Raw genomic sequence first — 26,795 nt, 5'->3', positions numbered from 1 at the left:
AATAAATTAAGGAGTTTCGAACATGGCAGCTAAAGACGTAGTATTCGGCGACGCCGCCCGTGCCAAGATGGTCGAAGGCGTCAACATTCTCGCCAACGCCGTTAAAGTTACCCTCGGCCCGAAAGGCCGTAACGTTGTTCTCGAGCGCTCCTTCGGCGCCCCGACCGTCACCAAGGACGGCGTTTCGGTCGCGAAAGAGATCGAACTCAAAGACAAGCTCATGAACATGGGCGCACAGATGGTCAAGGAAGTCGCTTCCAAGACATCCGACAACGCTGGTGACGGTACGACTACCGCTACCGTTCTGGCTCAGGCTATCGTCCGCGAAGGCATGAAGTTCGTTGCCGCCGGCATGAACCCGATGGACCTCAAGCGCGGTATCGACAAGGCAGTGACTGCTACTGTCGAACAGCTCAAGACCATCGCTAAGCCCTGCACCACTTCCAAGGAAATCGCCCAGGTTGGCGCGATCTCCGCCAACTCCGACCAGTCCATCGGCGAGCGTATCGCTGAAGCGATGGAAAAAGTCGGCAAGGAAGGCGTGATCACCGTTGAAGACGGCAAGTCCCTGAATGACGAACTCGACATCGTCGAAGGCATGCAGTTCGACCGCGGCTACCTGTCCCCATACTTCATCAACAATCCGGAAAAGCAAGTTGCCGTCCTGGAGAACCCGTTCGTCCTGCTGTTCGACAAGAAGATCTCGAACATCCGTGACCTGCTGCCGATCCTGGAGCAAGTTGCAAAAGCCGGCCGTCCGCTGCTGATCATCGCAGAAGACATCGAAGGCGAAGCACTGGCGACTCTGGTGGTCAACAACATCCGTGGCATCCTGAAGACTTGCGCAGTCAAGGCTCCAGGCTTCGGTGACCGTCGTAAAGCCATGCTGGAAGACATCGCTATCCTGACCGGCGGCCAAGTGATCGCTGAAGAAGTCGGCCTGACTCTCGAAAAAGCAACCCTGAACGATCTCGGCCAGGCAAAGCGCGTCGAAATCGGCAAGGAAAACACCACCCTCATCGACGGCGCAGGCCAGGCTGCTACGATCGAAGCACGCGTCAAGCAGATCCGTGTTCAGATCGAAGAAGCAACTTCGGACTACGACCGTGAAAAACTGCAAGAGCGCGTTGCCAAGCTGGCAGGCGGCGTTGCAGTGATTAAGGTTGGTGCTGCTACCGAAGTCGAAATGAAAGAGAAGAAGGCACGTGTCGAAGACGCACTGCACGCAACCCGTGCTGCTGTGGAAGAAGGCATCGTTCCTGGCGGTGGCGTAGCCCTGCTGCGTGCACGTGCAAACGTGATGAACCTGAAGGGTGACAATCCTGATCAGGACGCTGGTATCAAGATCGTTCTGCGCGCCATGGAAGAGCCGCTGCGCATGATCGTGACCAACGCTGGCGACGAAGCTTCTGTCGTTGTCGCCAAGGTCATGGAAGGCCAGGGCAACTTCGGCTACAACGCAGCCAACGGCACCTACGGCGACATGGTCGAAATGGGCGTTCTGGATCCGGCCAAGGTGACTCGTTCGGCACTGCAAAACGCCGCATCGATCGCTTCCCTGATGCTGACTACCGACTGCACCGTTTCCGAGCTGGTCGAAGACAAGCCGGCTGCTGGCGCAGGCATGGGTGGTATGGGCGGCATGGGTGGTATGGGTGGTATGGACGGCATGATGTAATTTGCCGGCCGGTGAAAGGCAGCAATGCCTTTCACTGACCAGCCAGCCTCTGGTCTCTGGTGTCCAGTATCCAGAGCTAAGTGTCTGGTGTCACCCGCTTGACAGTGAAGAAGGTCCGCAGGGCAATGTCCCTGCGGACCTTCTTCTTTTTTCTTCCCGGTTTTCATCTCATCCGGCATGTGGTGCCACTATCACCGCTCCCCTTCTCGGGAGCTTACGCAATCAGGAGCGATGGCAATAACTGCGTTTGCCTTATCAGGGTAAATTTTTCAAGGTGAAAGAACCTCGCTGATGAGGGCGGTTCACGGTCGATTCACTTTTGGCCCTGCCTTTCCCTTGGCAGCATGATGAAGCCGCCGAACATGGCGAATGGAAATCTGCCTGCCTAGGTTCCTGTCGCGATGGCATATGTCTTGCAACGAAGCTCGCTTCAACAATGAATTTATGGAGCATCTTCATGAAAGCATTTCCCATCGCATTGCTTATGTCGGCGTTAACGCTGACTGCCGGCATTGCCTCCGCTCAAGCTCAGAAAGACACAACCAATCCCCAATCGGGTCATCCCAACACAGGTGAGGCATCTTCACAACTCGGTCAGCCCGCTGCCGGCGCTTCTGGCTCAACCGGCGGTTCTCGTACGCCGGGAACATCCGCATCAGGCGCAGCCACGAAGTGTCCGGATCTCACCATGCATCCAAGCGACGGAGCAAATCCAAATCAGGGTACAGGACGTAATCAAGGTCCCAAACTTGCACGCAAAGAAAGTGGCAGCGCAAGTAATACATATTGCGCTGACGAGACCGCAGCGTCTTCAGGCAGCTCGGGTGCTTCAGGTGGCTCCGGTGACACTGCCAGTTCCACGAATTCTGCCAACTCCGGAAGCGGGCCCGGCAAAGTAAAACAATCGAACGACAATCAGAAAGGCGCGCAGTAAGTCAGTACGCCACTCTCGGGCATAAGCTGGAAACGATGCTGGACAAGCTCTGGATTTTTATTGCGGAAGCAGTTCGACGTCCGGCAAGTTCGCCATGACATCGGCCACCGTCGCATGCGTCGTCAATGCCCTGACGACGACGGGCAGCGGCTCCGCCCAGATTTCCGGCAGATCCATCTCCTCCTTCCGCAGGATGGGGAACGCCAACTGCTCGCGCGGCGGGCAAAACGCCGCATCAACGCCAGGCTTGTTGCCGCGCGCATCAATGCGATACCAGCCATACTCCTTCAGATACACCGCATTCAAGCCATGCAGGCAAAATGGCGGCGCATCGTTGGCGATAGTCAAGCGTTGATAGCACAAGCCGGCGGGAATGCCGTTGGCACGCAGCAGTGCCGCCAGCAAGTGGCTCTTGGCATAGCAATAGCCAGTGCCATGGCGCAGTACTTCGGATGCTGCACAGGTAACCGGATTGAGCCGGTAATCCCAGCTATGCCGAATCTCGTCGCGTACGAAGTCAAAACAGCGACGTGCGACTTCCAGTTCGGATGTCGCGCCTTGCGCAAGGCTTGCCGCCTGACCGCTGACAGCAGCGTCATGCCAGTCGATATGCTCGGACGATGCGAGATAGGGCTTCATGTCCATGTGGTGACGGCGGTTTACGCTAACTTTTCCAGGAAGGCTCACGCTTCTCGATGAAAGCTTGCACACCTTCGAGCGCCGCATCATCCATCATGTTGCACGCCATGGTCTGGCCGGCGAGCTGGTAGGCGGCACCGACACCCATTTCGATCTGCTTGTAGAACAATTGCTTCCCCATTGCGACCGCGACCGGAGGCTTGGCGAGGATGCTGGCACAGAGCTTGTCGATTTCAGCATCAAGCTGCTCCTGCGGTACCACGCGATTGATGAGACCGCGTTCGCACGCCGTCTCGGCATCGATGAATTCACCGGTCAGCAGCATTTCCATTGCCTGCTTGCGTGACATATTGCGCGACAAGCCGACCGATGGCGTCGAACAGAACAAGCCATAGTTGATGCCTGAAACTGCGAAGCGTGCGTCGGTAGACGCAACAGCCAGGTCACACATCGACACCAGCTGGCAGCCAGCGGCAGTCGCAATGCCTTGTACCCGGGCGATCACCGGTTGCGGCATCTGCTGGATCGCAAGCATCAGCTTGCTGCATTGATTGAACAGCGTCTTGTAGTATTGCTCGGACGGCTGCGCACGCATCTGCTTCAAGTCATGTCCGGCACAAAATGCCTTGCCAGCGGCAGCAATTATCACGACGCGGACGCCCTCATCGCGTTTTGTCTCATCAACAGCCTGCTGCAAAGCGGCCAGCATTTCCTCGGACAGGGGGTTGAATTTCTCGGCGCGATTGAGTGTCAGCGTCAGTACGCCACCACGATTCTCCCGCAGAACATAGGCCGCTTCAGCGCTCATCTTCATCCTCCTCGACATCCGGTTGCTGCCGCTCGCCCAGCGACGGCGGCGGATTATAAGTGGCCAGCAGATGTGCCCTGCTTTCCGGCGTCTCAAGGCTGATACGTCCGAGCGCGCCGCTGCGGTAATCCAGCAGCAAGGTATGCGCAGCCTTTTCGTAATCCGGATCGCCGCCCTTCAGGCGGAAGGCACGACGTTTCGCAATGCCCTCGATGACGCTGACCGCATCGATTCCTTCCGTCGGAAAACCGTAGCGGGCAGTGATCAGTTGCGGATAATGCAGCAGCAACTGCTCCGCCAGAAAAGTCGCCACCTCTTCTTCGATCACGGCGTTGGTACCAACCGCATGGCTCGCCGCCAGCATCAACCCGTCGGTTGGATGCGCGATCTTCGGCCACAGCATGCCCGGCGTATCGATCAGCACCATATTGTTGCCAAGGTAGAGTCGCTGCTGGGTCTTGGTCACGGCCGGCTCATCGCCGACTGCCGCAACGCGCTTCTTGAGCAAGGCGTTCATCAGCGTCGACTTGCCGACGTTGGGAATGCCCATGATCATCATGCGCAAGGGCTTGAGTGCGGTGCCGCGATGCGGTGCGACCCTGAGCGCAAGACCAGGCACCTTGGCAACGTCCGCAGGCTTCTTGCAACTGAGTGCGACCGCGTGGACGTCTTTCTGCGCACTGTAATAATCAATCCATGCCTTGGTAGCAGCCGGATCGGCGAGGTCGGCCTTGTTGAGGATCTTGAGGCAGGGCCGCTGGCGCTCCTTGCGCAACTGCTCGATCATCGGATTGGAACTGGCTTGCGGCAGGCGTGCGTCCAGCACCTCGATCACGAGGTCGGTCTTTTCCATGGATTCCGCCGCTTTCTTGCGGGCGGCGTTCATGTGACCGGGGAACCATTGTATGGACATGCGGGAATCTGTTCTGAGGGGAAGCCGCTATTTTAACCGCTGCCGCGGTATTTCCCTTATCCATGACCGGAACAGGTATGCCCGACGCGCAGATATCACCATGTCAGGCGGTCAACACAAACGGCTTCAATCGATTGAAGCCAGTACCTTGACGTGCGCAACGACACTGCGCGCCAGCGCGGACAAGTTGTAGCCGCCTTCCAGGCAGCTGACGATGCGACCTTTCGCGTGTTCACGTGCGACTTGCATGATTTGTTGTGTAATCCATGCGTAATCGGCCTCAACCAGACCCATCTGGCCGAGGTCGTCTTCCCGGTGGGCATCGAAACCCGCGGAGATGAAAATCATTTCAGGCTTGTGTGCATTCAGCGCAGGCAGCCAGCGTTCCAGCACCAGGCGGCGCACTTCATCGCCTTTGGTGTAAGCGGGCACCGGCAGATTGACCATATGGGGGACCGAATCCACGACCGCACTGTAGGGATAGAACGGATGCTGGAAGAAGCTGACCATCATGACCCGTGGATCATTGAGAAAGGCTTCCTCCGTCCCGTTTCCGTGATGGACGTCGAAGTCAACAATGGCGACGCGCTGAAGGCCACGCACATCAAGCGCGTGCTTGGCCGCGATGGCGACATTGCCGAACAGGCAAAAACCCATCGATTCGCTCGGACGCGCATGGTGGCCCGGCGGGCGGACCGAGCAGAAAGCGTTTTCGATTTCGCCATCAATGACGGCATCGGTTGCAGCAACGGCAGCTCCTGCCGCACGCAACGCCGCATCCCAGCTGTGGAGGTTGAGCATGGTATCGGCATCCAGCGGGTAGTAATCCGATCCCGACGCCGCCAGCGCACTGACGTTTTCCTTTACACGCTGGATCGCCCCATCGGTATGTACCCGTCGGATTTCCTCGACATCGACCGCTGGCGCCTCCCGGTACTCAAGCAGTCCATCAATACGGCTGGCAATAAGTTGGTCTTCAATGGCCTGCAGTCGCGCGGGCGATTCGGGATGCCAGTCCCCCATTTCGTGGCGTTTACAGTCGGGATGGGAATAAATCGCAGTCGTCATGTCGGCAGGGTAACGGTTGCAGCAGTTCTCGAATAGAATCTTGAGCTGGTTTGTCGATATCAATATGCTGGATCGACACAAACCATTATTGCTAGTGTAACCAAGAAAAAGGCTTGTAACAGTCCCTTTGTTGACAAACCTGATAGTCAGGCATGCAATCCATGTCAGCAAGGTGTACAGAGCAGCAAAACACCGTTTTAACCTAGCTTCAGCATACCTCAACACTTGGAAGCCCATGTTTGCAAAACTTCACGCCGTCGCCAGACAGGTCAGCCAGGTCGTAGTCGGCAAGGACCAGCAAATCCGCCAGTCGCTTGTTTGCCTGCTCGCTGGCGGACATCTGTTGATCGAAGATGTACCCGGTGTCGGCAAGACCACGCTGGCCCATGCGCTGTCCATTTCCCTGGGACTGAAATTTAACCGCCTGCAGTTCACGAGCGACCTGTTGCCGGCCGATGTAGTGGGTATTTCGATTTTCAATCGCGAAAAGAATGGCTTTGTATTTCACCCCGGCCCGGTGTTTACGCAAGTGCTGCTGGCCGACGAAATCAACCGGGCCACACCCAAGACCCAATCCGCCTTGCTGGAAGCAATGGAAGAACGGCAAGTTACCGCAGACGGCATCACCCGTGACCTGCCGCGCCCTTATTTTGTCATTGCGACCCAGAATCCCGGTCATCAGATTGGCACTTTCCAGTTGCCCGAGTCGCAACTGGACCGCTTTCTGATGTGCCTGTCGCTTGGTTATCCCGACGCCGCCGCCGAGCGTGCGCTGCTGATGGGCGACGATCGCCGTGCCATGCTGAAAACCTTGCCCACCGCGATGCATCCCGAGGAACTGATCGCTGCGCAGGCCGCATTGCGCGAAGTGCATGTCTCGGCGGCGCTGGTCGACTATATCCAGGCGCTCGCGCAGGCATCGCGCCAGAGCGGCCTGTTTGCAGAAGGCTTGAGTCCACGTGCATCGATTGCGCTGCTGCAGGCGGCACGCGCCTGGGCCGCCATGGAAGGTCGCAACCATGCGATTCCCGAAGACGTACAGGCTGTGCTGGTGCCGGTTGCCGCGCACCGCCTGCGTCCGCTCAAGTCAGCCGGCAGTTCAGCTCTCGGCAGCCGCGACCTTGTACTGCAACTGATGAAATCCGTACCGGTGTGAACGATCAGGCGAACAAACAGACGATCAAACGGCGGCTGTCGCTGTATGCCCGCTTCGAGCACAGCATTCGTAGCCGGCTTAGCAAGTGGCTGTATCGGCATCGCGGTGCCGAACCGGGTGAAGTTTTCCTGCACCAGCGCCGGGTGTTCATCGTACCCACACATCCCGGCATCCTGTTTTGCGTGATGCTGATGGCGCTGTTCATTGGATCGATCAACTATAACCTCAGCCTCGGTTTCGGCTTTACCTTCCTGCTGGGAGGCTGCGCACTGATCGACATGCACCTGACGTTTCGCAACCTCGCCCACCTGCATCTGGTCGCTGGCCGCGCAAACCCGGTTTTTGCCGGCGAGGAGGCGCAATTCGAACTGCATCTGGTCAACCGCCGCAAGTACGATCGCTATGCGATCTGGCTCGATTTCGTGGCCGACGACAGGCCCGATCTTGCGCAAGCTGCCGACGTTGCCGGCAATACCACCCAGCGCATTCTGCTGCTAACGCCGGCGCAGCAACGTGGATGGTTGCAGGCGCCACGCGTACGCCTGCAGACGCGCTTTCCGCTCGGGCTGCTGCGCGCATGGAGCTACTGGCAGCCGGACGCCCGGGTACTGGTCTATCCCCGTCCAGAGGATGACGCGCCGGCGTTGCCCTCGGCTGAAGCCGAACAGGACGATGGCCAAGGTACGGCGGGGCAGGATGATTTTGCCGGCATCCGCGGTTACCAGGCTGGCGATTCCCTCAAGCGCCTCGCCTGGCGCCAGATCGCGCGTGTCGACGTCGAGCACGGCGGCACACTGGTGACCAAACACTTCGAAGGCGGTGCAGCGGCTGAGATCGCTATCGATTTCGCAGTGTTGCCACCAACGCTCGATACCGAGCAAAAATTGTCACGCATGACGCGCTGGGTCATGGAAGCGGAAGCACGCGGCATCGCTTATGCATTCCATCTCGGCAATGTAAAACTGGACGCGGCGCTCGGGCCAGCCCACCGTGAAACCTGCCTGACCGCCCTTGCTTTGTACGGGAAAAGCGCATGAGCCTGACGCGATTTTTTCACTCGCTGACAGGCCTGAAATCGCGGCCCATGACGCGCGAGAAAGCCGACACTTTATTGCTGCTCGGCGCATGCGCGCTGGTGCTGCTGCCGCATGCCAGTCATCTGCCGATGTGGATCGTCGCCAGCTGCGGTTTGTTACTGGTATGGCGCGGCTGGCTGACCTTCCGTGGCAACCGCATGCCGCCACGCTGGCTGCTGTTACCAGTCGTCGCGCTGGCCATGGCCGGGGTGTACTGGACGCACAAGACTTTCTTCGGACGCGATGCCGGGGTTGCGATGCTCACCCTGCTGCTGACGCTGAAGCTGCTGGAAATGCATGCCAGGCGCGATTTGTTTGTCGTACTGTTCCTGAGCTTCTTCCTGATCCTGTCGAGTTTCTTTTATTCGCAATCGATCGGCACGGCACTGACCACTGTCGTTGCCGTCGTTGCCCTGCTCACGACGCAAATCTCCTTTCAATACACCGGCGTGGTACCGCCGCTGCGCAAACGACTGCGTGCCGGCGCCACCATCCTGGGGTTGGCGGCGCCGGTAACGTTGGTCCTGTTCCTGCTGTTTCCACGGATCGAAGGCCCACTCTGGGGTATGCCGGGCGATGCGCAAGGCAGTGGCCGCACCGGGCTGTCGGACTCCATGTCGCCCGGGAATATCTCCAAGTTGGCCAACTCGGAAGAAATTGCCTTTCGTGCCAAATTTGAAGGCGCGGTTCCTGAAAAATCACAGCGTTATTGGCGCGGCATCGTACTGAGCAATTTCGATGGCCGAACCTGGACTCCGTTGCAGCCGCACCGGCAGCGCCGCAGTGTGCAAGTCGACTTCCGCGGCGAACCATTGCGTTACCAGGTCACGCTGGAACCGCATGGCCGGCGCTGGCTGTTTGCGCTGGATGTACCGCGAGAATTGCCGCAAATTGCGGACAATTCCGCCGGTTTCTCGCAAGAGCTGCAATTGTCCGCGTCCCAACCCATTACCGACCGGCTGCGCTACGATGCCGTGTCGCATGTCGACTATCGTCTGCAAGCCAATGAAAGGCCGGGCTATCTGCAGCAATGGCTGGACCTGCCGCCGGGATTCAATCCACGCACGCTCGAATATGCGGGTCAGCTCAGCCGGAATGCCCGCAGCAATACCGAACTGGTCGATGCGGTGCTGAAGAATTTTCGTGAGCAGAATTTCCGTTATACGTTGGAGCCGCCGCCGCTTGGGCGTCATGTGATCGACGAATTCCTGTTCGATACACGTGCGGGTTTTTGCGAACACTATTCGGGGGCATTTGTTGTACTGATGCGTGCGCTCAGCATTCCCGCCCGTGTAGTGACGGGTTATCAGGGCGGAGAAATCAATCCGGCAGACGGCTTCATGACCGTTCGGCAATCGGATGCCCATGCCTGGGCCGAAGTCTGGCTGGACCAGCGCGGCTGGGTACGTGTGGATCCGACCGCAGCGGTGGCGCCTGACCGCGTCGAAAAAAACCTTGGCAGCGTCATTCCCCGCCGCGTGCTGGGCGGCCTCTTCTCGCTTGATGCTTCCGGCAATGGCTTCGTTCAGCGATGGTTATCCCTACGCCAGAACCTGGAAGCGGTCTCCAATGCCTGGAACCAGTGGGTATTGAATTACACACCACAAAAGCAAAAGAAATTCTTCGAGTCGATCGGCTTTCCAAATGTTGACTGGCAAACCATGGTCAGCGTGATGCTGGCTTGCGTGGTTGCCGCCGTCGCTGTTGTCGTTTTACCGCTGCTGTTGCAGCAAAAGAAACGTGATCCGCTCGACGCACTGTATCAACAATTTTGTCAGCGCATGGCCCGTCACGGCTTGCAACGTGAACTTCATGAAGGACCGCGTGCCTATGCTACAAGGTTGACGTCGGATGCGTCGCCATTACGCCCGGAAACTAAGCTAGCCCTTGCGCGCTTTCTCGAACTCTATGAAACTGTGAGGTATGGTGCTCCCGTAAGCAATTCGCGGTCGAGCCATCTCTCCACACTAAAATCCCTGTTAGCTGAATGTCGATAAATTTTTACAAGCCCGCCACCTGCTCCGCAGCCGTGGCCTCCCTTCTCTTCGGTCTTGCCTTTTCAAATACCAGTTTTGCCAAGCAGGAAGAGAAAAAAAACAGCAAGCCGGCTGTTCGCAAAGTAATAGCGGCGAATCCGGATGACATCGGCGAATTCGCCAACTTTACCCAATGGAAAGATGTTGCCGAATTCATCGACAAAATGGCGTCGGAGCACAACTTTGATCGCGGTGAACTCGAATCCGCGTTCAAGAAAGTTCGCTATGTCGACACCACCATTCAGCTGATCAAACCTGCGCCTGCTGGCCGCCCGAAGAACTGGAAGGCTTATCGTGCACGCTTCGTCGAACCGGTTCGCATCAACGCTGGCCTGGCATTCTGGGATAAACACGCGGATGCGTTGGCACGGGCCGAGGAACGTTACGGTGTGCCTGCCGAAATCATTGTCGGCATTATTGGTGTGGAGACGGTCTATGGACGCAACACGGGCAACTTCCGCGTGCTTGATGCGCTGACCACGCTGGCATTCGATTACCCGCCAACGCCGACACGCGAGGCGCGCATGGCATTTTTCCGTCGTGAATTAGAAAACACGCTGCTCTTCGCCCGCGAAACGAATATCGACCCCTTCTCACTGTATGGATCCTATGCAGGTGCCATCGGCTGGCCACAGTTCATGCCAGGAAGTATCCGGAAATTTGCCGTCGACTTCGATGAAGACGGCCGGGTCGACCTGCGTAATTCCCCCGTTGATGCAATCGGCAGCGTCGCCAATTTCCTGGTTGAACATGGCTGGAAACGCGGCGAACCTACGGTTTTCCCCGCCACCATTGCGATGTCGGACAGTGGTCGCAGCTGGGACATGTTTATTAACCAGGGGCTGGAAGCCAAGTTCAGGTTGGACGAATTGAAGGCTGTCGGGGTGACACCGAACGTCGAGCCGCCCGCGGATCTGCAGTTTGGTCTGGTCGATTTGCAAAATGGTGGCGAACCTACGGAATACTGGCTGGGAGCGAATAACTTCTTTGCCATTACACAATACAACCGCAGCTTCTTTTACGCCATGTCGGTCATTGACTTGGGTCGCGCGGTGCGCTCGTCACGTACACGGTAAGCTGGCTCGTGTAGCTTGCACAATGTAAAAACTTCATTGTGCAAAGCCGGTCAGCCCTGCCCGTTCTTGAAAGCGGATAGTTCGATATGCACAGTCTCGTCGCCACCGCTGAACCAGATTTGTCCGTCCTGCACTGTGCACTGCAGCTGCATGGAACGTTGTGCCAGCGCCGATAGGGCGAGGCTTGCCTCTGTCGGCACTCGGTACACACGCAGATTCCTTGCACGTTCGAGCTTGGCGGCGCACTGGTTCCACCACACATTGGCGGCATTGCTATAGCTATAGACAATAACTTCTCCTGCGCGCCCGCATGCCTTCAGCAACCGTTTCTCATCTGGCTGTCCGACTTCGAGCCACAGGTCAATGGCGCCGGTCAGGTCCTTTTGCCACAAGTCTGGCTCTTCATCCGTGCTCAAGCCCTTGCCGAATGCGAGCAGTTCATGCGCATGCAAGGCAAACGCGAGGATACGCACCATCATGCGCTCATCGGTTTCGGATGGGTGACGGGCGATCGTCAACGCATGCGTACCGTAATAATTGCGGTCCATGTCCGAGATCTGAAGATCGGCTTTGAAGATGGTTGCTTTTAGGGCCATGTTGTTACGCTGCAGTGCGCTGTCCTAGGTTGTGGAGGGGCAAATGTACAGTAAAGCGCCTGCCTGCGCCATGCGGATACGCGATAATGCCTTTCTTCACACTTCGCCTGATCCTTTACTCCCGTTATATTCATTTTGCAGCCACCATGACGATCCTGATTCCCAACGACGATATGCATTCCGCCAAAGCGCCCTCAACAGAGGAAGTGGTCGCCGCGACACGGGATTGGCTGGAAAAAGCAGTCATCGGCCTCAACCTGTGTCCATTTGCCAAGTCGGTACACGTAAAGAAACAGATTCGCTATGCGGTGAGCGATGCAACCGACCGGGAACAGTTGTTAAACGATCTCATCTCTGAACTTGAGCATTTGCGCGACACGTCACCTGAACAGGTCGACACGACGATGCTGGTGCATCCTTGGATACTCAGGGACTTTATGGATTACAACGACTTTCTGCATGTCGCGGACTCCGCTCTGGAAGAGTTAGGACTGGTCGGACACATTCAGATCGCGAGTTTTCATCCTGACTACCAGTTTGCCGATGCGAAACTCGATTCGATCGACAACTTCACCAACCGTTCTCCTTATCCAATTCTCCATTTGTTGCGAGAAGAAAGCATCGACCGTGCTGTAAAAGCATTCCCCGACGCGAGCGATATTTTTGAACGAAATATCGAAACGATGCAACGCTTGGGACATGACGGCTGGCTGGCATTAGGTATTGGAAAAAACTTACCAAAATAGAAATTCGGCAAACTGTCTACCGTAGTAGACACATTTACATATAAGCATCTTATAATCCTGTCTATTGTGAAATATGGCAATGACCTTATGTGCAAAGGGTCGGTATGCCAAGGCGGAATTGCGCAGTATCAAAGTGACACAAAGTCGCTTCGATAGAATGCAGTTGAATTAGTGCAATACCGATTGAAAACACTTGATCGAAGATAGATGCGAAGTAGAAGCACAATATATAAAAAATTTTCAATTAAGCAAAAAACAAGATTGCCGTTTTGGAATTTTGTTACTATATTGCGTGAAGGCAATTAGTATCTTTCAAGCTTGGGTTTCCCCGATCCGATATTGCGGTTTGGATAAGAAATATGTTTCAGAACTGAAACATGTCTAAACATGAAATGTTTTATTGTGTACAATAAACTTGCGATATGGGAATTATTGATTTGACTACTTAGTTAGGCAAGATTATGGACGATAACGAGAACGGTAAGCGCGGTACACGACTGGCGGATCAGGTAGCGTATGACCCCAACAATTTGTTGGATGCGCTGATCGAAAAGCTGAATTTAAAAAATGACGCTGCACTGTCGCGCGCCCTCGAAGTAGCGCCGCCTGTGATCAGCAAGATTCGTCACCGCCGCCTTCCGGTCGGCGCATCGTTGTTGATCCGCATGCATGAAGTGAGCGACCTGAGCATCAAGGATCTGCGTATCCTGATGGGCGACCGTCGCGATAAATTCCGTATCAGCGACAAGCAGTTCAAACCGAAGGACGCGCCAGCAGGCGGCGACGCAGAATAAAAAGCCAGGTCGACCCTGGCCTTTTCCGCTCAGGCGGGGAAAACGCCGGTCGACAGGTAGCGGTCACCGCGGTCGCAGACAATAAAGACGATCGTCGCGTTTTCGACGGTTTGCGAAATACGTAATGCGACCTCGCAGGCACCAGCGGCAGAGATGCCGCAAAATATCCCTTCCTCTATAGCCATCCGGCGTGCCATCTGTTCCGCGGCCGCCTGGCTTACACTTTCCACCTGATCCACAGCGGCCTTGTCGAAAATCTTCGGCATGTACGCTTCCGGCCATTTGCGGATTCCAGGAATCTGTGAGCCCTCTTCCGGCTGCGCTCCGATGATGCGCACCTCAGGATTTTTCTCTTTCAGAAAACGGGATACGCCCATGATTGTGCCAGTAGTGCCCATGGCGCTGACAAAGTGTGTGACGCGACCTTCGGTGTCACGCCAAATCTCGGGACCTGTGCCCTCATAATGCGCAAGTGGATTGTCTGGATTGGCGAACTGGTCGAGAATGATGCCCTTGCCTTCCTTCTGCATCTGCTCGGCGAGGTCCCGTGCATACTCCATACCGCCGGTCTTTGGCGTCAGTACGATCTTGGCACCGTAGGCAGCCATGCTCTGGCGACGTTCTTCACTCAGGTTTTCAGGCATCAACAACACCATTTTGTAGCCACGCATGGAAGCCGCCATGGCCAGCGCGATACCGGTATTGCCGCTGGTCGCTTCAATCAGTGTGTCGCCAGGCTTGATGTCACCGCGCGCTTCGGCATGCTTGATCATGGAAATCGCGGGACGATCCTTGACCGAGCCAGCCGGATTGTTGCCCTCCAGCTTGCCTAGGATGACATTGTTGCGACGGGCTGCACCTTCGCCGGGAAGTCGTTTTAACTGCACAAGCGGCGTGTTGCCAATCGTGTCTTCAATGGTCAGGTAGGGCATGGCAAATTTGAATGCTTCAATAAAAATATCATTCTAATCGGAGACGCCATTTGACGTACGAGACAGTTTCCCCATGGGTCTCAATAAAAACCCCGAAAGCCGTCGCTTCCAGGGTTTTTGATATGCTCTGCCTATGGCTGCTTACTGCTTCTTGACTTCTTCCTTATTCGGCACGTCGTTCTTCATTTCCTTGCCGCCCTTGCTTGGCTTGTCGGCCTTCGCAGCTGCAGCACCCGGGCGCGCTTGGCCATTCACCGTCAGTCCTGCATTGGACAAGCGCACCGCGCTCTTGTCGCCGACTCCCTTGACCCGCGACTCAAGGTCGCTCCAATCCTTGAATTCGCCTGCCTTCTTGCGCTCGTCGAGGATGGCCTTCGAGAGTTTTGGGCCGACACCACGAATGCCCTCTAGCGTGGCTTGATCAGCTTTGTTGATTTCCACCTGCGCAAAGGCGCTTGCGAAGCCGACCAATAGTGCAACTCCAAGCAATAATCTTTTAAACATTTTTTCTCCAGACGATAAGTAAAACGCTACAACAACGTAGCAATGAAAACCGGGCTTTGATGCCCGGAAAGTTAGCGATCATACAACGAAATAGTTGATGAAAGATTAACTTTTCATTAATTTTTACTTATACCCCTCTGGATTTCTTCAGATGCCAAACAACTCTTCTTTGGTTACTGTTGCCGTGCCCAGCTTGCCAACGACAATGCCACCCGCCCTGTTGGCGATGGCCACCGCTTCCGACAGCGGCTTTCCTGCACCGAGCATGGTGGCCAGTGTGGCGATCACTGTGTCGCCTGCACCGGACACGTCGTACACCTCACGTGCAACGGTGGGGATGTGTAGCGTCGTTTCAGCGGTAAATAGCGTCATACCTTCTTCCGAGCGCGTCAGCAGCAACGCTTCCAGCTCGAGCGACTGGCGCAACTGCTGCGCCTTGGTGGTCAAGTCTTCTTCATTTTTCCACGCACCGACGACCTGTCGCATTTCCGATTTGTTGGGCGTCAGGATGGAGGCGCCTTTGTACCGGCCGAAATCGTCCCCCTTTGGATCGACCAGGATGCATTTACCGAGCCGTCGCCCTGCAGCAATCATGTCGGCAACATTGACGAGGCTTCCTTTTGCATAATCGGACAGGACGATGACGTCATACTCCGGCAACAAGGTGTTAAAGCGGGTGAGTTTGTCGCGCAAGACCGTCTCGGTCGGCGAATTTTCAAAGTCAATGCGAAGCAACTGCTGCTGTCGGCCAATCACGCGGAGCTTGATGATGGTGGAAATCGACGTGTCACGGTTCAAATAACCATTGATCTCCAGATTCTCCAGCATCTGCTGGACGGCATCGCCAGCCTCGTCCTGTCCGACCACACCGAGCAACCCGGTATGCGCGCCGAGTGCGACTGCATTACGTGCCACATTGGCCGCGCCGCCGAGGCGGTCTTCACGCCGTTCGACACGCACGACAGGAACAGGCGCTTCCGGCGAAATACGGCTTACGTCGCCGAACCAGTAGCGGTCCAGCATGACGTCGCCCACAACCAGTACACGCGGTATTTTGTTGAATAGAGAAGTATCACTCATGAGTCATTGGTGGCATTAGTCGCATTAGTTCCACTATGCGTTGTAGTGGCGTTATCAGTGTTTCTGGCCGAGCGGCCGATGCCATGATATTCGATGCCGGCATTAGCCATCGTCCATGGTTCGAATAAGTTACGGCCATCGAACACGACCGGATTTTTAAGCAGGGTCTTGATTTGCCCAAAGTCGGGACTGCGGAAAGTTTTCCATTCAGTCACGATAATCAGCGCATCAGCGCCGGTCAACGCCTCCACCTGACTTTCACAAAACCGAACTTGCCGGTAACCGTCCGCCACCTCACTGAGATCGACTTCGAGCACTCGGCGCGCTTCCCTGATCGCTACCGGATCATACACCGCGACGGTGGCACCGCGCCTCACCAGTTCGCGGATGAGAACGCGGGACGGCGCCTCGCGCATATCATCGGTGTTGGGTTTGAACGCCAATCCCCAGACGGCGAAATGATGCCGTCGTAGATCGTCGCCAAAACGACTGACGACTTTATTACCCAAGACATGCTTCTGTCGTTCGTTGACTTCTTCGACCGCTTTCAGAATCAACAGATCCTGTCCGTAATCATTGGCTGTACGTTCGAGCGCAAGCACATCCTTCGGGAAACAGGAGCCGCCGTAACCACAACCCGCATACAAAAAACTGTAACCGATACGCGGGTCCGCACCGATACCGTGCCGGACTGCTTCAATATCCACGCCGACCTTGTCGGCGAGATTGGCGAGTTCATTCATGAAAGAAATACGTGTCGCCAGCATCGCGTTGGCCGCGTATTTAGTAAATTCGGCGGAGTGTACATCCATCCAGAAAGTGCGTTCACGATTACGGTTGAATGGCGTATACAGCTGCTTCATCATCGCCCTTGCCCGCTCACCCTTGGGCGAGTCGTCGCATCCGATAACAATGCGATCCGGCCGCATGAAATCTTCAATAGCCGCACCTTCCTTTAAAAACTCCGGATTGGAAACGACGGAGAATGAGGCATTGGTGTCTCGCATCGCGAGTTCACCGAAAAGGACGGCGCGCACACGGTCTGCAGTACCAACGGGGACCGTCGACTTGTTGACCACCACTTTAAAGCCGGTCATGTAGCGACCAATGTTGCGTGCGGCCGACAGCACGTATTGCAGGTCGGCCGATCCATCTTCATCTGGAGGAGTACCAACCGCAATGAATTGAATGTCGCCATGAGCAACACTGGCGGCGATGTCGGTAGAGAACCGCAGCCTTCCCGCTGCACAATTGCGTTTTACCAGTTCCTCGAGTCCCGCTTCGTGGATGGGAATGATACCGCGGTTCAGGAGATCTACTTTGTGCTGGTCAAGGTCGAGACAAAAGACTTCATTGCCGACTTCAGCAAGGCAGGCGCCGGTAACGAGACCGACGTAACCTGTGCCAATGATGGTAATTTTCATGTTGTCCGATCAAAAGGCGTGAAAGGAAACGGGTGTTAATTCATTACATTCAATTCTTCCGTACGACGTGGGGGATACGATTCCCATTGACTACAACCGGGACACTGCCAATAAAACTGGCGCGCCTTGAAACCACAATAGTTACACTGGTAGCGAGCCAGCTTTTGCGTATAGCCATGCACCAGGTTTTTTACCAACGACAGTTCAGGGCGCACTTCTGGAGGCGCCTCCATCAATCTGGCTTCGAGGAATTTGTCGAGTCCGAGTAGCGTCGGCGTACGCCGTAACTCATCGCTTACTAACTGATTGGCAGCATCGACGCCATCAAGTTCCAGTACCGCCTTGAACACGACTTCGAGTAGATCAATAGAAGACGCTTGTGCGAGGTAATTTTTAAGGAGGTTAACACCTTCCTGAGGCCGGCCAACTGTGCGGTATCCATCCATCAATCGCTGGGCTACCAAGGCGACGTGCGGGACGCTTTGCTGTTCGACGCGCCGCCATGCCATCAGCGCGGCCTCAATGTCACCCTTGGCAAGATAGGCATCACCGATCAACATTGCCGCACGTACGTTGCTACGGTCATTGGCCAGTGCCTTTTCAAGCATGGCGAGTGCTGAATCAGGGTGCGTATGTACGAGTTCGTCTTGTGCCAGTTCGCAATAGAACTGCGCGATCTCTTTTTGTCGGCCGCCGGCACCCGATTCCTGAAGCGCGCGTGCGGCGTCTATGGCGCGCATCCATTCCTTTTCACGCTGGTAAATTTCCAGCAAGGCCCGTCGGGCTTGTGCGCTGTACTGCGTATCCACCAGGCTATTGAAGGTTTCCTCTGCACGATCCAACAAGCCGGCTTTCAGGTAATCCTGACCGAGTTCATAGAGCGAATGTACCTTGGATTCCTGTGGCAGGTCTGGCCGTGCAAGCAAGTTCTGGTGTACGCGGATTGCGCGTTCAATTTCCCCACGACGCCGAAACAGGTTGCCCAAGGCAAAATGCAGGTCGACCGTTTCGGGGTCCAGCTTGACGATTTCGATGAAGGCATCGATGGCCTTGTCGGGTTGCTCATTCAGAAGGAAATTAAGACCCTTGAAATACCCTCGAGGAAGACTGCGAGATTCGGAGACAAGTTGATTGATGTCGACACGCGCGGCAATCCATCCCAGTGCAAAAAAGATCGGTATGCCAAGCAGCCACCAGGTTTCAAATTCCATGGGGTTTTTTGTTGTCTGTAATGATTTGTTGGCCTACGCTATCCGGTTGCGGAGGTTGCGCTCGTGCATGTTCTTGCGCAACGTTTTCCTGCTCCATGGTCACAATGGTTTTTTTATGACGATTGAGTTCGCGGCGGTGGCGGAAAACCGTAGGCAGCATAGCAAGAATTCCGAGTGCGGCGCCGCCTGTAAAAAATGCCAACAGCAGCATGACCAACGGTCCGCGCAATTCGTAGTCGAAGAAAAAGCGTAATGCGACTTCCTGCGTATTCTTCAGTGCAAAGCCAAAGAAAACGATAAAGAGGATAACCGCGACAATGCGAAAAAGAATTTTCATGCCGCAATGCCTTGTCTGGGCTGTAAAACACGCAATGTAGTCATGGGAGTAAAACTTGCCGAACCGTGTAGAGGAAATTGAAATTGTACGTGAAAAAAAACGGCACCCTAGGATGCCGTTTTGATTTCGTGCGAATTTGCATGACGACTGCAGCGTAGAGCTGCGAACGCGAACTTGATTTCGACGACCCTTCTGGAAATACCACCGAAATTTCCGCCTGGCTGAAGTAAAGCCTGCGAATTTTTAGGATATACCTCACCAGATACGTGCCGTCGCCGCCGGCATGTGCCAGCGACAACGCTGCAAGATCGCGATTCAGTCTTCCTTGATCGGCTGTCCGACCATGGCGTCGACCCGCTCCCGCAATTCCTTGCCCGGTTTGAAGTGCGGAACCCGTTTTTCCGGGACCATCACTTTGTCACCTGACTTGGGATTACGACCAATCCGCGGCGGCCTGCTATTTAAGGCAAAGCTGCCAAATCCGCGAATTTCAATGCGCTGACCGTTCGACAGGGCGTCGGCCATTGCATCAAGTATGGTTTTGACCGCGTAATCCGCATCCTTTGCAACCAGTTGCGGATAACGCTCGGCCAGACGGGCAATCAGCTCCGACTTCGTCATGTATTACTCTCGATGCTTACTGCTTGTTGTCGAGTTTTGCCTTCAGCAGTGCACCCAGGCTGGTAGTGCCGGAAGCCGCGTTGGAGTCAGCAGACATCTTCTGCATGGCTTCTTGCGTTTCGGCATTGTCCTTCGCCTTGATGGACAGCTGGATGCTGCGTGCCTTGCGGTCAATGTTGATGACCAGAGCTTCGACCTTGTCGCCGACCTTCAGGTGCGTACCGGCATCTTCCACGCGATCACGGGAGATTTCGGAAGCGCGCAGGTAGCCTTCAACTTCATCGGACAACTGGATCACAGCGCCCTTCGGCTCAACCGACTTGACGGTACCGGTCACAATCGCGCCCTTGTCGTTCATGGCTGCGTAGTTGTTGAACGGGTCACCTTCCAGCTGCTTGACGCCCAGGGAAACACGCTCACGCTCGACATCGATTGCCAGCACGACAGCTTCGAGTTCGTCGCCCTTCTTGAACTTGCGGACGGCTTCTTCGCCGGCTTCAGTCCAGGACAGGTCGGACAGGTGAACCAGACCATCGATGTTGCCCGGCAGGCCGATGAACACGCCAAAGTCGGTGATCGACTTGATTGCACCACGGACCTTGTCGCCCTTCTTGTGCGACATCGCGAAATCATCCCAAGGATTCGGCTTGCACTGCTTCATGCCGAGGGAGATACGACGACGCTCTTCGTCGATTTCCAGAACCATGACTTCGACTTCGTCGCCCAGCTGGACAACTTTGTTCGGAGCAACGTTCTTGTTGGTCCAGTCCATTTCGGAAACGTGGACCAGGCCTTCGATACCCTGCTCGACTTCAACGAATGCGCCGTAGTCTGTCAGGTTGGTGACCTTGCCGAACAGGCGTGTGCCTTGCGGGTAACGACGGGACAGACCTGTCCACGGATCATCGCCCAGCTGCTTGACGCCCAGCGAAACGCGGTTCTTTTCCTGATCGTACTTGAGAACCTTGGCGGTGATTTCCTGGCCAACGGACAGGACTTCCGACGGGTGACGCACACGACGCCATGCCAGGTCGGTGATGTGCAGCAGGCCGTCGATGCCGCCGAGGTCAACGAACGCACCGTAGTCGGTGATGTTCTTGACGATACCGGTAACGACAGTACCTTCCTTCAGGGTTTCCATCAGCTTGGCGCGCTCTTCGCCCATTGATGCTTCGATGACGGCGCGGCGGGACAGCACAACGTTGTTGCGCTTGCGGTCCAGCTTGATGACCTTGAACTCCATGGTCTTGCCTTCGTACGGCGTAGTGTCCTTGACCGGACGGGTATCGACCAGCGAACCCGGGAGGAAGGCACGGATGCCGTTAGTCAGAACGGTCAGGCCGCCCTTGACCTTGCCGTTGACGGTGCCGGTAACGATCTCGCCAGACTCCATCGCTTTTTCGAGCGAGAGCCACGATGCCAGACGTTTGGCCTTGTCGCGCGACAGGATGGTGTCGCCAAAGCCGTTTTCCAGCGATTCGATCGCAACGGAAATGAAGTCGCCAACCTGGACTTCGAGTTCGCCGTTGTCGTTCTTGAATTCTTCGATGGGGATGAAAGCTTCGGATTTCAGGCCGGCGTTAACGATCACGAAGTTGTGGTCGAGACGAACGACTTCAGCAGAAATCACTTCACCGGAACGCATGTCCTGACGGGAGAGCGACTCCTCGAACAGGGCTGCAAAGCTTTCCATACCGGTTGATTCTTGTTGCGCAGTAGACATAAATTAGAAAAGAGGGGTTAGCCAGTCATAATCGGTTCTAGTCGATTACATACTGGGTTAAGTTCATCAACACCCGCCAAGGCCTTGCGCCAGAACGGGCACCAATCGCACTACAAAAGCAGCGTACGGTTACGCGTGTTTCTTTACCGCTGCGTACCACTGGAGCACTTGATCGACCGCTTGATCTGCAGTCATATCCGACGTATCCAATATGTGCGCCCCTTCCGCCGGTTTCAATGGTGCGATGGCACGACTTGAATCACGCGCGTCTCGCTCCCTCAAATCTTTGAGAAGGTCTTCCATATTAGCAGGAAAACCCTTGTCAATCAATTGCTTATATCGTCGATATGCACGCGCTTCGACACTTGCTGTCAGGAAGATTTTCAGGGTGGCATGGGGGAAGATTACGGTGCCCATGTCGCGTCCGTCGGCCACCAGTCCGGGCGGCGCGCGAAAGCCCAGTTGCAGGCCAACCAAGGCACGGCGCACTGTCGGCAGAACCGCAATTTTAGATGCAGTATTGCCAACTTCTTCCGCTCGAATAGCGGAAGTGACATTTTCATTAGCAAGCCAGACCTGATCGCCAATGAACTTGCATGGCAGCTTTTCCGCGGCCTTGGCCAATGCATGCTCGTCATTCAGGGCGATACTGTGACGCAGCGCGCTCAATGCGGTGAGGCGATAGAGGGCACCCGAATCAAGATAATGAAAACCGAGTTGCTCAGCCGCGCGATGCGCAACAGTGCCTTTGCCGGACGCGGTTGGCCCATCAATGGTGATGACGGGAATCGGGTGGGTTTGCATCGTATGGTGTTCCGATGGCGCGGTCGGCGCTCAGCTCAGTTAAAGGTCAGATGAGTTCGCCGCGGGTAATTGCGGCAAACTCATCAAAGTAGTCTGGAAACGTCTTGGCAACGCATTTCGGGTCATTGATCCGGATTGCCGCACCCTTTCGCGCAGCGCCATCCAGTGACGCGAGTGAAAAGCACATCGCCATTCGATGGTCATCGTACGTATCAATTGCCGCAGCGAGAATCTTGGCCGGCGGCGTAATGCGCAGATAATCCGCACCCTCATCAACAATGGCTCCGACTTTGCGCAATTCTGTTGCCATTGCGGCAATCCTGTCGGTTTCCTTCACGCGCCAGCTACCGATGTTGCGCAATATGCTGGGACCGTCGGCATACAGTGCGGCAACCGCGATTGTCATCGCGGCATCAGGTATATGGTTGAAGTCCGCATCGATCGCCTTCAGGACGCCATTTGATGTGGCTTCAATCCAGTTGTCGCCCATGGTAATCGTCGCCCCCATCTGCTCCAGCGCTTCAACAAACCGTACATCGCCTTGAATGCTGTTGCGGCCGACGCCTTCCACGCGCACCGGACCGCCCGCAATCGCGCCGGCAGCAAGAAAGTACGACGCGGACGATGCATCGCCCTCGACATGGATACTCCCCGGGCTGGCATAGCGCTGGCCGGCAGCAATGGTGAATGACTGCCAGCCCTGGCGCTGCACCTCGACACCGAACCGGCGCATGAGATTGAGCGTGATCTCGATATAAGGCTTCGAGATCAGATCACCGATAACGTCGATCACGACAGGCTCCTCGCGCGCAATCAATGGCGAGGCCATCAGAAGCGCTGTCAGAAACTGGCTGGAAACGTTACCCCTGACCTGCATGCGGCGCGAATGAATCTGGCCGCGGCGGATATGCAACGGCGGATATCCCGGCTGACCGGTGTATTCAATACGCATCCCGACCGCGTTGAGGGCGTCGACCAGATCGCCGATGGGCCGCTCATGCATGCGCGATACGCCATGCAAGGTATAGTCGCCGCCGATCGCGGCAAGAGCCGCTGTCAGTGGCCGGATGGCTGTACCGGCATTGCCCATGAACAGATCCGCCTGATGCACCGGCAACACGCCGTCGACGCCGTGCACAATATATTCCTGCGACTCGCCAACCTGCTCCCAGCGCACGCCTAGTTTTTGCAGCGCCATCAGCATGACATGCGTGTCATCCGACGCCAGCAAGTCGTGGATCCGGGTGGTTCCCCGTGCCAGTGCGGCCAGCAGCAAGGTGCGGTTGGAAATGCTTTTCGAGCCTGGCAGACGAACCGTGCCTTGGGCGCGAATTGCTGGTTGCAAGTCTAAATGATGCGGATGGTTCTTCATTAGTCGCCGCCCTGTTTGTTCTGCTGTTCAGCTGCCTCGATTGTCTTGATCCAGTTATGGCGTGCACGCTGCGCATTGGCATAGACCGATTCAAGCGATTTACCGTCACGCTCCGCGAGTAGAGCGCGCAGGCTTGCCAGTTGTTCCATGTAAGCGTCCAGCTCGCCCAGCAAAGCAGTCTGGTTCGCCAGGGAAATATCGCGCCACATTTCAGGCGACGAACCGGCAATCCGGGTGAAGTCACGAAATCCGCTCGCCGCATACTGAAACAGCAAGTCCGCATGCGGTTTGCGCGCGATGTCGTCGACCAGCGCATAGGCCAGCAGATGCGGCAAGTGGCTGACCGCGGCGAAGACGCGGTCATGCTCTTCGGCGGTCAGTCGATGAATGATGGCGCCGCAACGCTTCCAGGCGCCCGCCACACGCTCGACGTCTTCCGCGATGTTTTCGGGAAGCGGCGCAAGCACCGTCTTTTTGCCGACGTACAAGTCTACAATCGCTGCGTCGGGGCCATTCTGCTCCCTGCCTGCGATTGGATGACCAGGAACGAACTGACCGATTTTGTCGCCGAGCGCTTTGCGGGCAGCGACCACGACGTCGGACTTGGTGCTGCCGGCGTCAGTGACGACCGTTCCAGGCTGCAGGTGCGGCGCAATTGACGCCAGGATCGCTTCCGTTTGCGCCACCGGGGCGGCTATCAGGATCAGGTCCGCCCCGATTACGGCGTCCGCGACGATATCGCAGGCGGTGTCAATGATGCCAAGTTCTTTGGCGCGCGCCAGCGTCTCCATGCGGCGACCGACACCGACTACTTCCTGTACGGCTTCAGCCTTTTTTAACGCAAGCGCAAACGAACCGCCGATCAGGCCGACGCCAAAGATAGAGATTTTTCTAAACACAATGATCCGCCAGCAAAAAAAGTCGCATCAGGACAGAACGCTTTTCAGGGCATCGATAAATGCGGCATTTTCTTCCGGCAAACCGATCGAAATGCGTAACCATTGCGGCAAACCGTAATTGCCGACTGGCCGCACGATGACACCTTTCTTCAGCAACTCAAGATTCACGCGCGCACCTGCGCCATCGTCATTGCCGACACGCACCAATACGAAGTTGCCATACGACTGAACGTACTCGAGATTCATTGCGTCAAACGCCCCTGTCAGCTGCTTGTATCCGTCAGCATTCAGTCGCGCGCTCTTTTGCAGGAAGGCGCTGTCATTCAATGCGGCAATCGCTGCGGCCTGGGCGGCGGAATTGACGTTGAACGGCTGGCGGATACGGTTCAGCAGATCAGTGATCGCCGGTTGGGCAATGCCGAAGCCGATACGCAGTCCGGCCAGACCGTAAGCTTTCGACAGTGTGCGCGATACCAGCAGGTTGGGATACTGACGCACCCACGCGATCGATTCGTATTGCAGTTCAGGTGCGAGATATTCGTTATAGGCTTCGTCGAGGACGACCACGACGTCCTGCGGCACCTTGGCGAGGAAGGCTGCGATATCGGCCGCCGGAATGAAAGTTCCGGTCGGATTGTTGGGATTGGCAATGAAAACCAGGCGCGTATCGGCCGTGATTGCCTTGGCCATTGCATCCAGGTCATGTCCGTAATCCCTGGCGGCGACCACGATCGCGCGTGCGCCTACTGCCTGCGTGGCAAGCGCGTAGACCGCGAAGGAGAATTCCGCATACACCACCGATTGACCGGGCTGCACGAACGCGTGCGCCGCCAGTTCAAGAATGTCATTGCTGCCATTGCCGAGGGTGATCCATTCGGCAGGTACATCGTACTTTTTGGTAATCGCTTGTTTCAGCTCGAATCCGTTGGCATCCGGATAACGACCGAGGTCGGCCATGGCGCCGAGCATCGCCTGCTTTGCCGACTCCGGCATGCCGAGCGGGTTTTCGTTGGAGGCGAGCTTGATGATCTTTGCTTCGTCCAGGCCAAATTCACGCGCCACTTCGGCGATGGGTTTGCCTCCCTGGTAAGGGGCAATGGCACGAACGTAATCGGGACCGAATTGAATAGACATGATGGCTTCCAAAAAAGGCGCCTCGCCGCCGCCACGGAGAATTGTGTTCCCCATGCAGCGAACGGGCAATCAATAAAGACTGAAAGGATAGGAACCGAGCACCTTGAAGAACGCGGCGTTATGCTTGAGTTCGGCGAGCGCGTCAGCGACTTTTTGCTCCTGCGCATGGCCTTCCACATCAACGTAGAAGTAATATTCCCAGGTACCGATCCGGGCCGGTCGCGATTCGAAGCGAGTCATCGACACACCATGCTTTGCCAGCGGCGCCAGCAGGTTGTACACGGCGCCGGCTTTGTTTGGCACGGCGAGCACCAGTGAAGTCTGGTCTTTGCCGCTGGGCGAAGGTTGAAGACGACCGACAACAGCAAAACGTGTGCGGTTGTGCGGATCATCCTGGACATGGGCTTTCACCACGCCAAGGTTGTAGCGCTGACCGGCGATTTCGCCTGCGATTGCAGCGGTCGTCGGGTCTTCGCTGGCCAGCCTTGCCGCTTCACCGTTCGACGCGACAGCCTGCCGCTCAATCTGGGGATAATTCTGGTTAAGCCATGTCTGGCACTGCGCCAGGGCTTGCGAATGCGCGCAGATACGGGTTATACCCGTCATGCTGCCGGTCTTGGTCATCAGACTGTGGTGGACCGGGATTGACAATTCGCCGCTGATCGTCAGTGTGGTTTGCAGCAACAGATCAAGCGTACGGTTGATCGCACCTTCCGAGGAGTTCTCAACCGGGACAACGCCGAAGTCAGCCGTGCCGGCTTCCGCTGCGCGGAATACTTCATCAATCGAGGTACATGGCACGCCTTCGACGGCGTGGCCGAACTGCTGATACACAGCTTGTTCGCTGAAGGTACCTGCCGGCCCGAGATAGGCAACGTTCACACGTCGTTCCAGCGCTCGGCAGGAAGACATGATCTCGCGGAAAATGGTTTGCACATCGCCGCTGTCGAGCGGCCCGGGATTGCGGGTCGCGACTTTCTGCAGGACCTGAGCTTCGCGCTCCGGGCGGAATACCGGGGCGTTGGTTTCCGCCTTGACGTGCCCCACTTCTTGCGCAATACGCGCACGACGATTGAGGAGGTCGAGCAATTGTGCGTCGATCGCATCGATCTGTTCACGCAGGGGTTTGAGTTTGTCGTCCGTCATAGTATCTGTCATCGAGGCGCCGGGCAGTAGCCGGCGGGGTCGCAGGAAGCGTCCGCCTGAGCACGGACGCCTGGCTGCTGCAACGTCA

General features: G+C 56.2%; 26 protein-coding genes. 8 read left to right on the top strand and 18 right to left on the bottom strand.

The genetic code is table 11. From position 1 onward, the window contains the following. Positions 1 to 22 precede the first annotated feature (22 nt). Together groL and ACFQUU_RS19250 are read left to right on the top strand one after the other, a co-directional pair. Positions 23 to 1,678 carry a chaperonin GroEL gene (gene groL, locus ACFQUU_RS19255; RefSeq protein WP_382249735.1) on the top strand — a complete coding sequence of 552 codons (1,656 nt, stop codon included), beginning with the start codon at positions 23 to 25 and terminating at the stop codon, positions 1,676 to 1,678. A 319-nt stretch (positions 1,679 to 1,997) separates the two neighbouring features. After that, a complete protein-coding gene (locus ACFQUU_RS19250; RefSeq protein ID WP_382249734.1) occupies positions 1,998 to 2,612 on the top strand; it encodes a hypothetical protein in 615 nt (204 codons plus the stop codon). A gap of 57 nt (positions 2,613 to 2,669) precedes the next feature. Here the strand turns inward: ACFQUU_RS19250 and ACFQUU_RS19245 are convergent, their stop codons facing one another. The 4 genes from ACFQUU_RS19245 to ACFQUU_RS19230 form a co-directional block, all read right to left on the bottom strand. Next, positions 2,670 to 3,251: a transglutaminase family protein gene (locus ACFQUU_RS19245; RefSeq protein WP_382249733.1), complete on the bottom strand. Its 582-nt coding sequence runs from the start codon at positions 3,249 to 3,251 to the stop codon at positions 2,670 to 2,672. Between the two features lie 25 nt (positions 3,252 to 3,276). Beyond that, positions 3,277 to 4,059 (bottom strand): enoyl-CoA hydratase, encoded by a 783-nt coding sequence (locus ACFQUU_RS19240; RefSeq protein ID WP_382249732.1) that lies wholly within the window; start codon positions 4,057 to 4,059, stop codon positions 3,277 to 3,279. Further along, positions 4,049 to 4,972, bottom strand: coding sequence for a ribosome biogenesis GTPase YlqF (gene ylqF / locus ACFQUU_RS19235; RefSeq protein ID WP_382249731.1), 924 nt, complete (start codon positions 4,970 to 4,972; stop codon positions 4,049 to 4,051). Before ylqF ends, ACFQUU_RS19240 begins: the two co-directional genes overlap by 11 nt. 126 nt (positions 4,973 to 5,098) lie before the next feature. Continuing rightward, positions 5,099 to 6,040 (bottom strand): histone deacetylase family protein, encoded by a 942-nt coding sequence (locus ACFQUU_RS19230; protein ID WP_382249730.1) that lies wholly within the window; start codon positions 6,038 to 6,040, stop codon positions 5,099 to 5,101. 235 nt (positions 6,041 to 6,275) lie between these two features. Here ACFQUU_RS19230 and ACFQUU_RS19225 point away from each other — a divergent pair, with 235 nt between their 5' ends. Genes ACFQUU_RS19225 through mltB form a run of 4 tightly spaced genes read left to right on the top strand, consistent with a single transcriptional unit; the run spans position 6,276 to position 11,384 of the window. Beyond that, complete coding sequence (locus tag ACFQUU_RS19225; RefSeq protein ID WP_382249729.1) at positions 6,276 to 7,196, top strand: AAA family ATPase; 921 nt, start codon at positions 6,276 to 6,278, stop codon at positions 7,194 to 7,196. Further along, positions 7,193 to 8,233 carry a DUF58 domain-containing protein gene (locus ACFQUU_RS19220; protein ID WP_382249728.1) on the top strand — a complete coding sequence of 347 codons (1,041 nt, stop codon included), beginning with the start codon at positions 7,193 to 7,195 and terminating at the stop codon, positions 8,231 to 8,233. The genes ACFQUU_RS19225 and ACFQUU_RS19220 overlap by 4 nt, the downstream gene beginning before the upstream one ends. Then, positions 8,230 to 10,269 carry a DUF3488 and DUF4129 domain-containing transglutaminase family protein gene (locus ACFQUU_RS19215; RefSeq protein ID WP_382249727.1) on the top strand — a complete coding sequence of 680 codons (2,040 nt, stop codon included), beginning with the start codon at positions 8,230 to 8,232 and terminating at the stop codon, positions 10,267 to 10,269. The genes ACFQUU_RS19220 and ACFQUU_RS19215 overlap by 4 nt, the downstream gene beginning before the upstream one ends. Beyond that, a complete protein-coding gene (gene mltB, locus ACFQUU_RS19210) occupies positions 10,260 to 11,384 on the top strand; it encodes a lytic murein transglycosylase B (RefSeq protein ID WP_382249726.1) in 1,125 nt (374 codons plus the stop codon). Before ACFQUU_RS19215 ends, mltB begins: the two co-directional genes overlap by 10 nt. Positions 11,385 to 11,434: 50 nt before the next feature. On the opposite strand, the gene ACFQUU_RS19205 is transcribed toward mltB, so the two are convergent. Further along, on the bottom strand, positions 11,435 to 11,980 hold the full coding sequence (locus ACFQUU_RS19205) for a YaeQ family protein (protein WP_382249725.1): 546 nt from the start codon (positions 11,978 to 11,980) through the stop codon (positions 11,435 to 11,437). A gap of 146 nt (positions 11,981 to 12,126) precedes the next feature. Between ACFQUU_RS19205 and ACFQUU_RS19200 the strand changes: the two genes are divergently transcribed. After that, a complete protein-coding gene (locus ACFQUU_RS19200) occupies positions 12,127 to 12,726 on the top strand; it encodes a DUF1415 domain-containing protein (protein ID WP_382249724.1) in 600 nt (199 codons plus the stop codon). A gap of 461 nt (positions 12,727 to 13,187) precedes the next feature. Continuing rightward, positions 13,188 to 13,520, top strand: a complete 333-nt coding sequence (locus ACFQUU_RS19195; protein ID WP_057289654.1) for a hypothetical protein — start codon at positions 13,188 to 13,190, stop codon at positions 13,518 to 13,520. A gap of 29 nt (positions 13,521 to 13,549) precedes the next feature. On the opposite strand, the gene cysM is transcribed toward ACFQUU_RS19195, so the two are convergent. From cysM to pheA, 13 genes are all read right to left on the bottom strand, one after another. Then, positions 13,550 to 14,452, bottom strand: coding sequence for a cysteine synthase CysM (gene cysM / locus ACFQUU_RS19190; protein WP_382249723.1), 903 nt, complete (start codon positions 14,450 to 14,452; stop codon positions 13,550 to 13,552). 141 nt (positions 14,453 to 14,593) lie between these two features. Next, positions 14,594 to 14,956, bottom strand: coding sequence for a ComEA family DNA-binding protein (locus ACFQUU_RS19185; protein WP_382249722.1), 363 nt, complete (start codon positions 14,954 to 14,956; stop codon positions 14,594 to 14,596). Positions 14,957 to 15,103: 147 nt separating this feature from the next. Then, positions 15,104 to 16,036, bottom strand: coding sequence for a D-glycero-beta-D-manno-heptose-7-phosphate kinase (gene rfaE1 / locus ACFQUU_RS19180; protein ID WP_382249721.1), 933 nt, complete (start codon positions 16,034 to 16,036; stop codon positions 15,104 to 15,106). Then, positions 16,033 to 17,460, bottom strand: coding sequence for a UDP-glucose dehydrogenase family protein (locus tag ACFQUU_RS19175; protein ID WP_382249720.1), 1,428 nt, complete (start codon positions 17,458 to 17,460; stop codon positions 16,033 to 16,035). The genes rfaE1 and ACFQUU_RS19175 overlap by 4 nt, the downstream gene beginning before the upstream one ends. A 35-nt stretch (positions 17,461 to 17,495) precedes the next feature. Continuing rightward, a complete protein-coding gene (lapB, locus tag ACFQUU_RS19170) occupies positions 17,496 to 18,671 on the bottom strand; it encodes a lipopolysaccharide assembly protein LapB (protein WP_382249719.1) in 1,176 nt (391 codons plus the stop codon). Next, positions 18,661 to 19,008, bottom strand: coding sequence for a lipopolysaccharide assembly LapA domain-containing protein (locus tag ACFQUU_RS19165; RefSeq protein WP_057289649.1), 348 nt, complete (start codon positions 19,006 to 19,008; stop codon positions 18,661 to 18,663). Before ACFQUU_RS19165 ends, lapB begins: the two co-directional genes overlap by 11 nt. A 315-nt stretch (positions 19,009 to 19,323) precedes the next feature. Then, on the bottom strand, positions 19,324 to 19,629 hold the full coding sequence (locus tag ACFQUU_RS19160) for an integration host factor subunit beta (RefSeq protein ID WP_057289648.1): 306 nt from the start codon (positions 19,627 to 19,629) through the stop codon (positions 19,324 to 19,326). A 16-nt stretch (positions 19,630 to 19,645) separates the two neighbouring features. Continuing rightward, positions 19,646 to 21,352, bottom strand: coding sequence for a 30S ribosomal protein S1 (gene rpsA / locus ACFQUU_RS19155; protein WP_382249718.1), 1,707 nt, complete (start codon positions 21,350 to 21,352; stop codon positions 19,646 to 19,648). Positions 21,353 to 21,481: 129 nt separating this feature from the next. Further along, a complete protein-coding gene (cmk, locus tag ACFQUU_RS19150) occupies positions 21,482 to 22,156 on the bottom strand; it encodes a (d)CMP kinase (protein ID WP_382249717.1) in 675 nt (224 codons plus the stop codon). Positions 22,157 to 22,202: 46 nt separating this feature from the next. Further along, positions 22,203 to 23,528, bottom strand: a complete 1,326-nt coding sequence (gene aroA, locus ACFQUU_RS19145) for a 3-phosphoshikimate 1-carboxyvinyltransferase (protein WP_382249716.1) — start codon at positions 23,526 to 23,528, stop codon at positions 22,203 to 22,205. Further along, positions 23,528 to 24,427 (bottom strand): prephenate dehydrogenase, encoded by a 900-nt coding sequence (locus ACFQUU_RS19140; RefSeq protein WP_382249715.1) that lies wholly within the window; start codon positions 24,425 to 24,427, stop codon positions 23,528 to 23,530. The genes aroA and ACFQUU_RS19140 overlap by 1 nt, the downstream gene beginning before the upstream one ends. Before the next feature lie 27 nt (positions 24,428 to 24,454). Next, positions 24,455 to 25,561 (bottom strand): histidinol-phosphate transaminase, encoded by a 1,107-nt coding sequence (gene hisC, locus ACFQUU_RS19135; RefSeq protein ID WP_382249714.1) that lies wholly within the window; start codon positions 25,559 to 25,561, stop codon positions 24,455 to 24,457. Positions 25,562 to 25,630: 69 nt separating this feature from the next. Beyond that, positions 25,631 to 26,707, bottom strand: coding sequence for a prephenate dehydratase (pheA, locus tag ACFQUU_RS19130; protein ID WP_382249761.1), 1,077 nt, complete (start codon positions 26,705 to 26,707; stop codon positions 25,631 to 25,633). Between the last annotated feature and the right edge of the window lie 88 nt (positions 26,708 to 26,795).

Source organism: Herbaspirillum sp. GCM10030257 (assembly GCF_042666555.1).
Classification (GTDB): Bacteria; Pseudomonadota; Gammaproteobacteria; order Burkholderiales; family Burkholderiaceae_D; genus Noviherbaspirillum.
The sequence above is the reverse complement of the archived record's forward strand: the minus strand, read 5'-3'. Positions and strand labels throughout refer to the sequence as shown.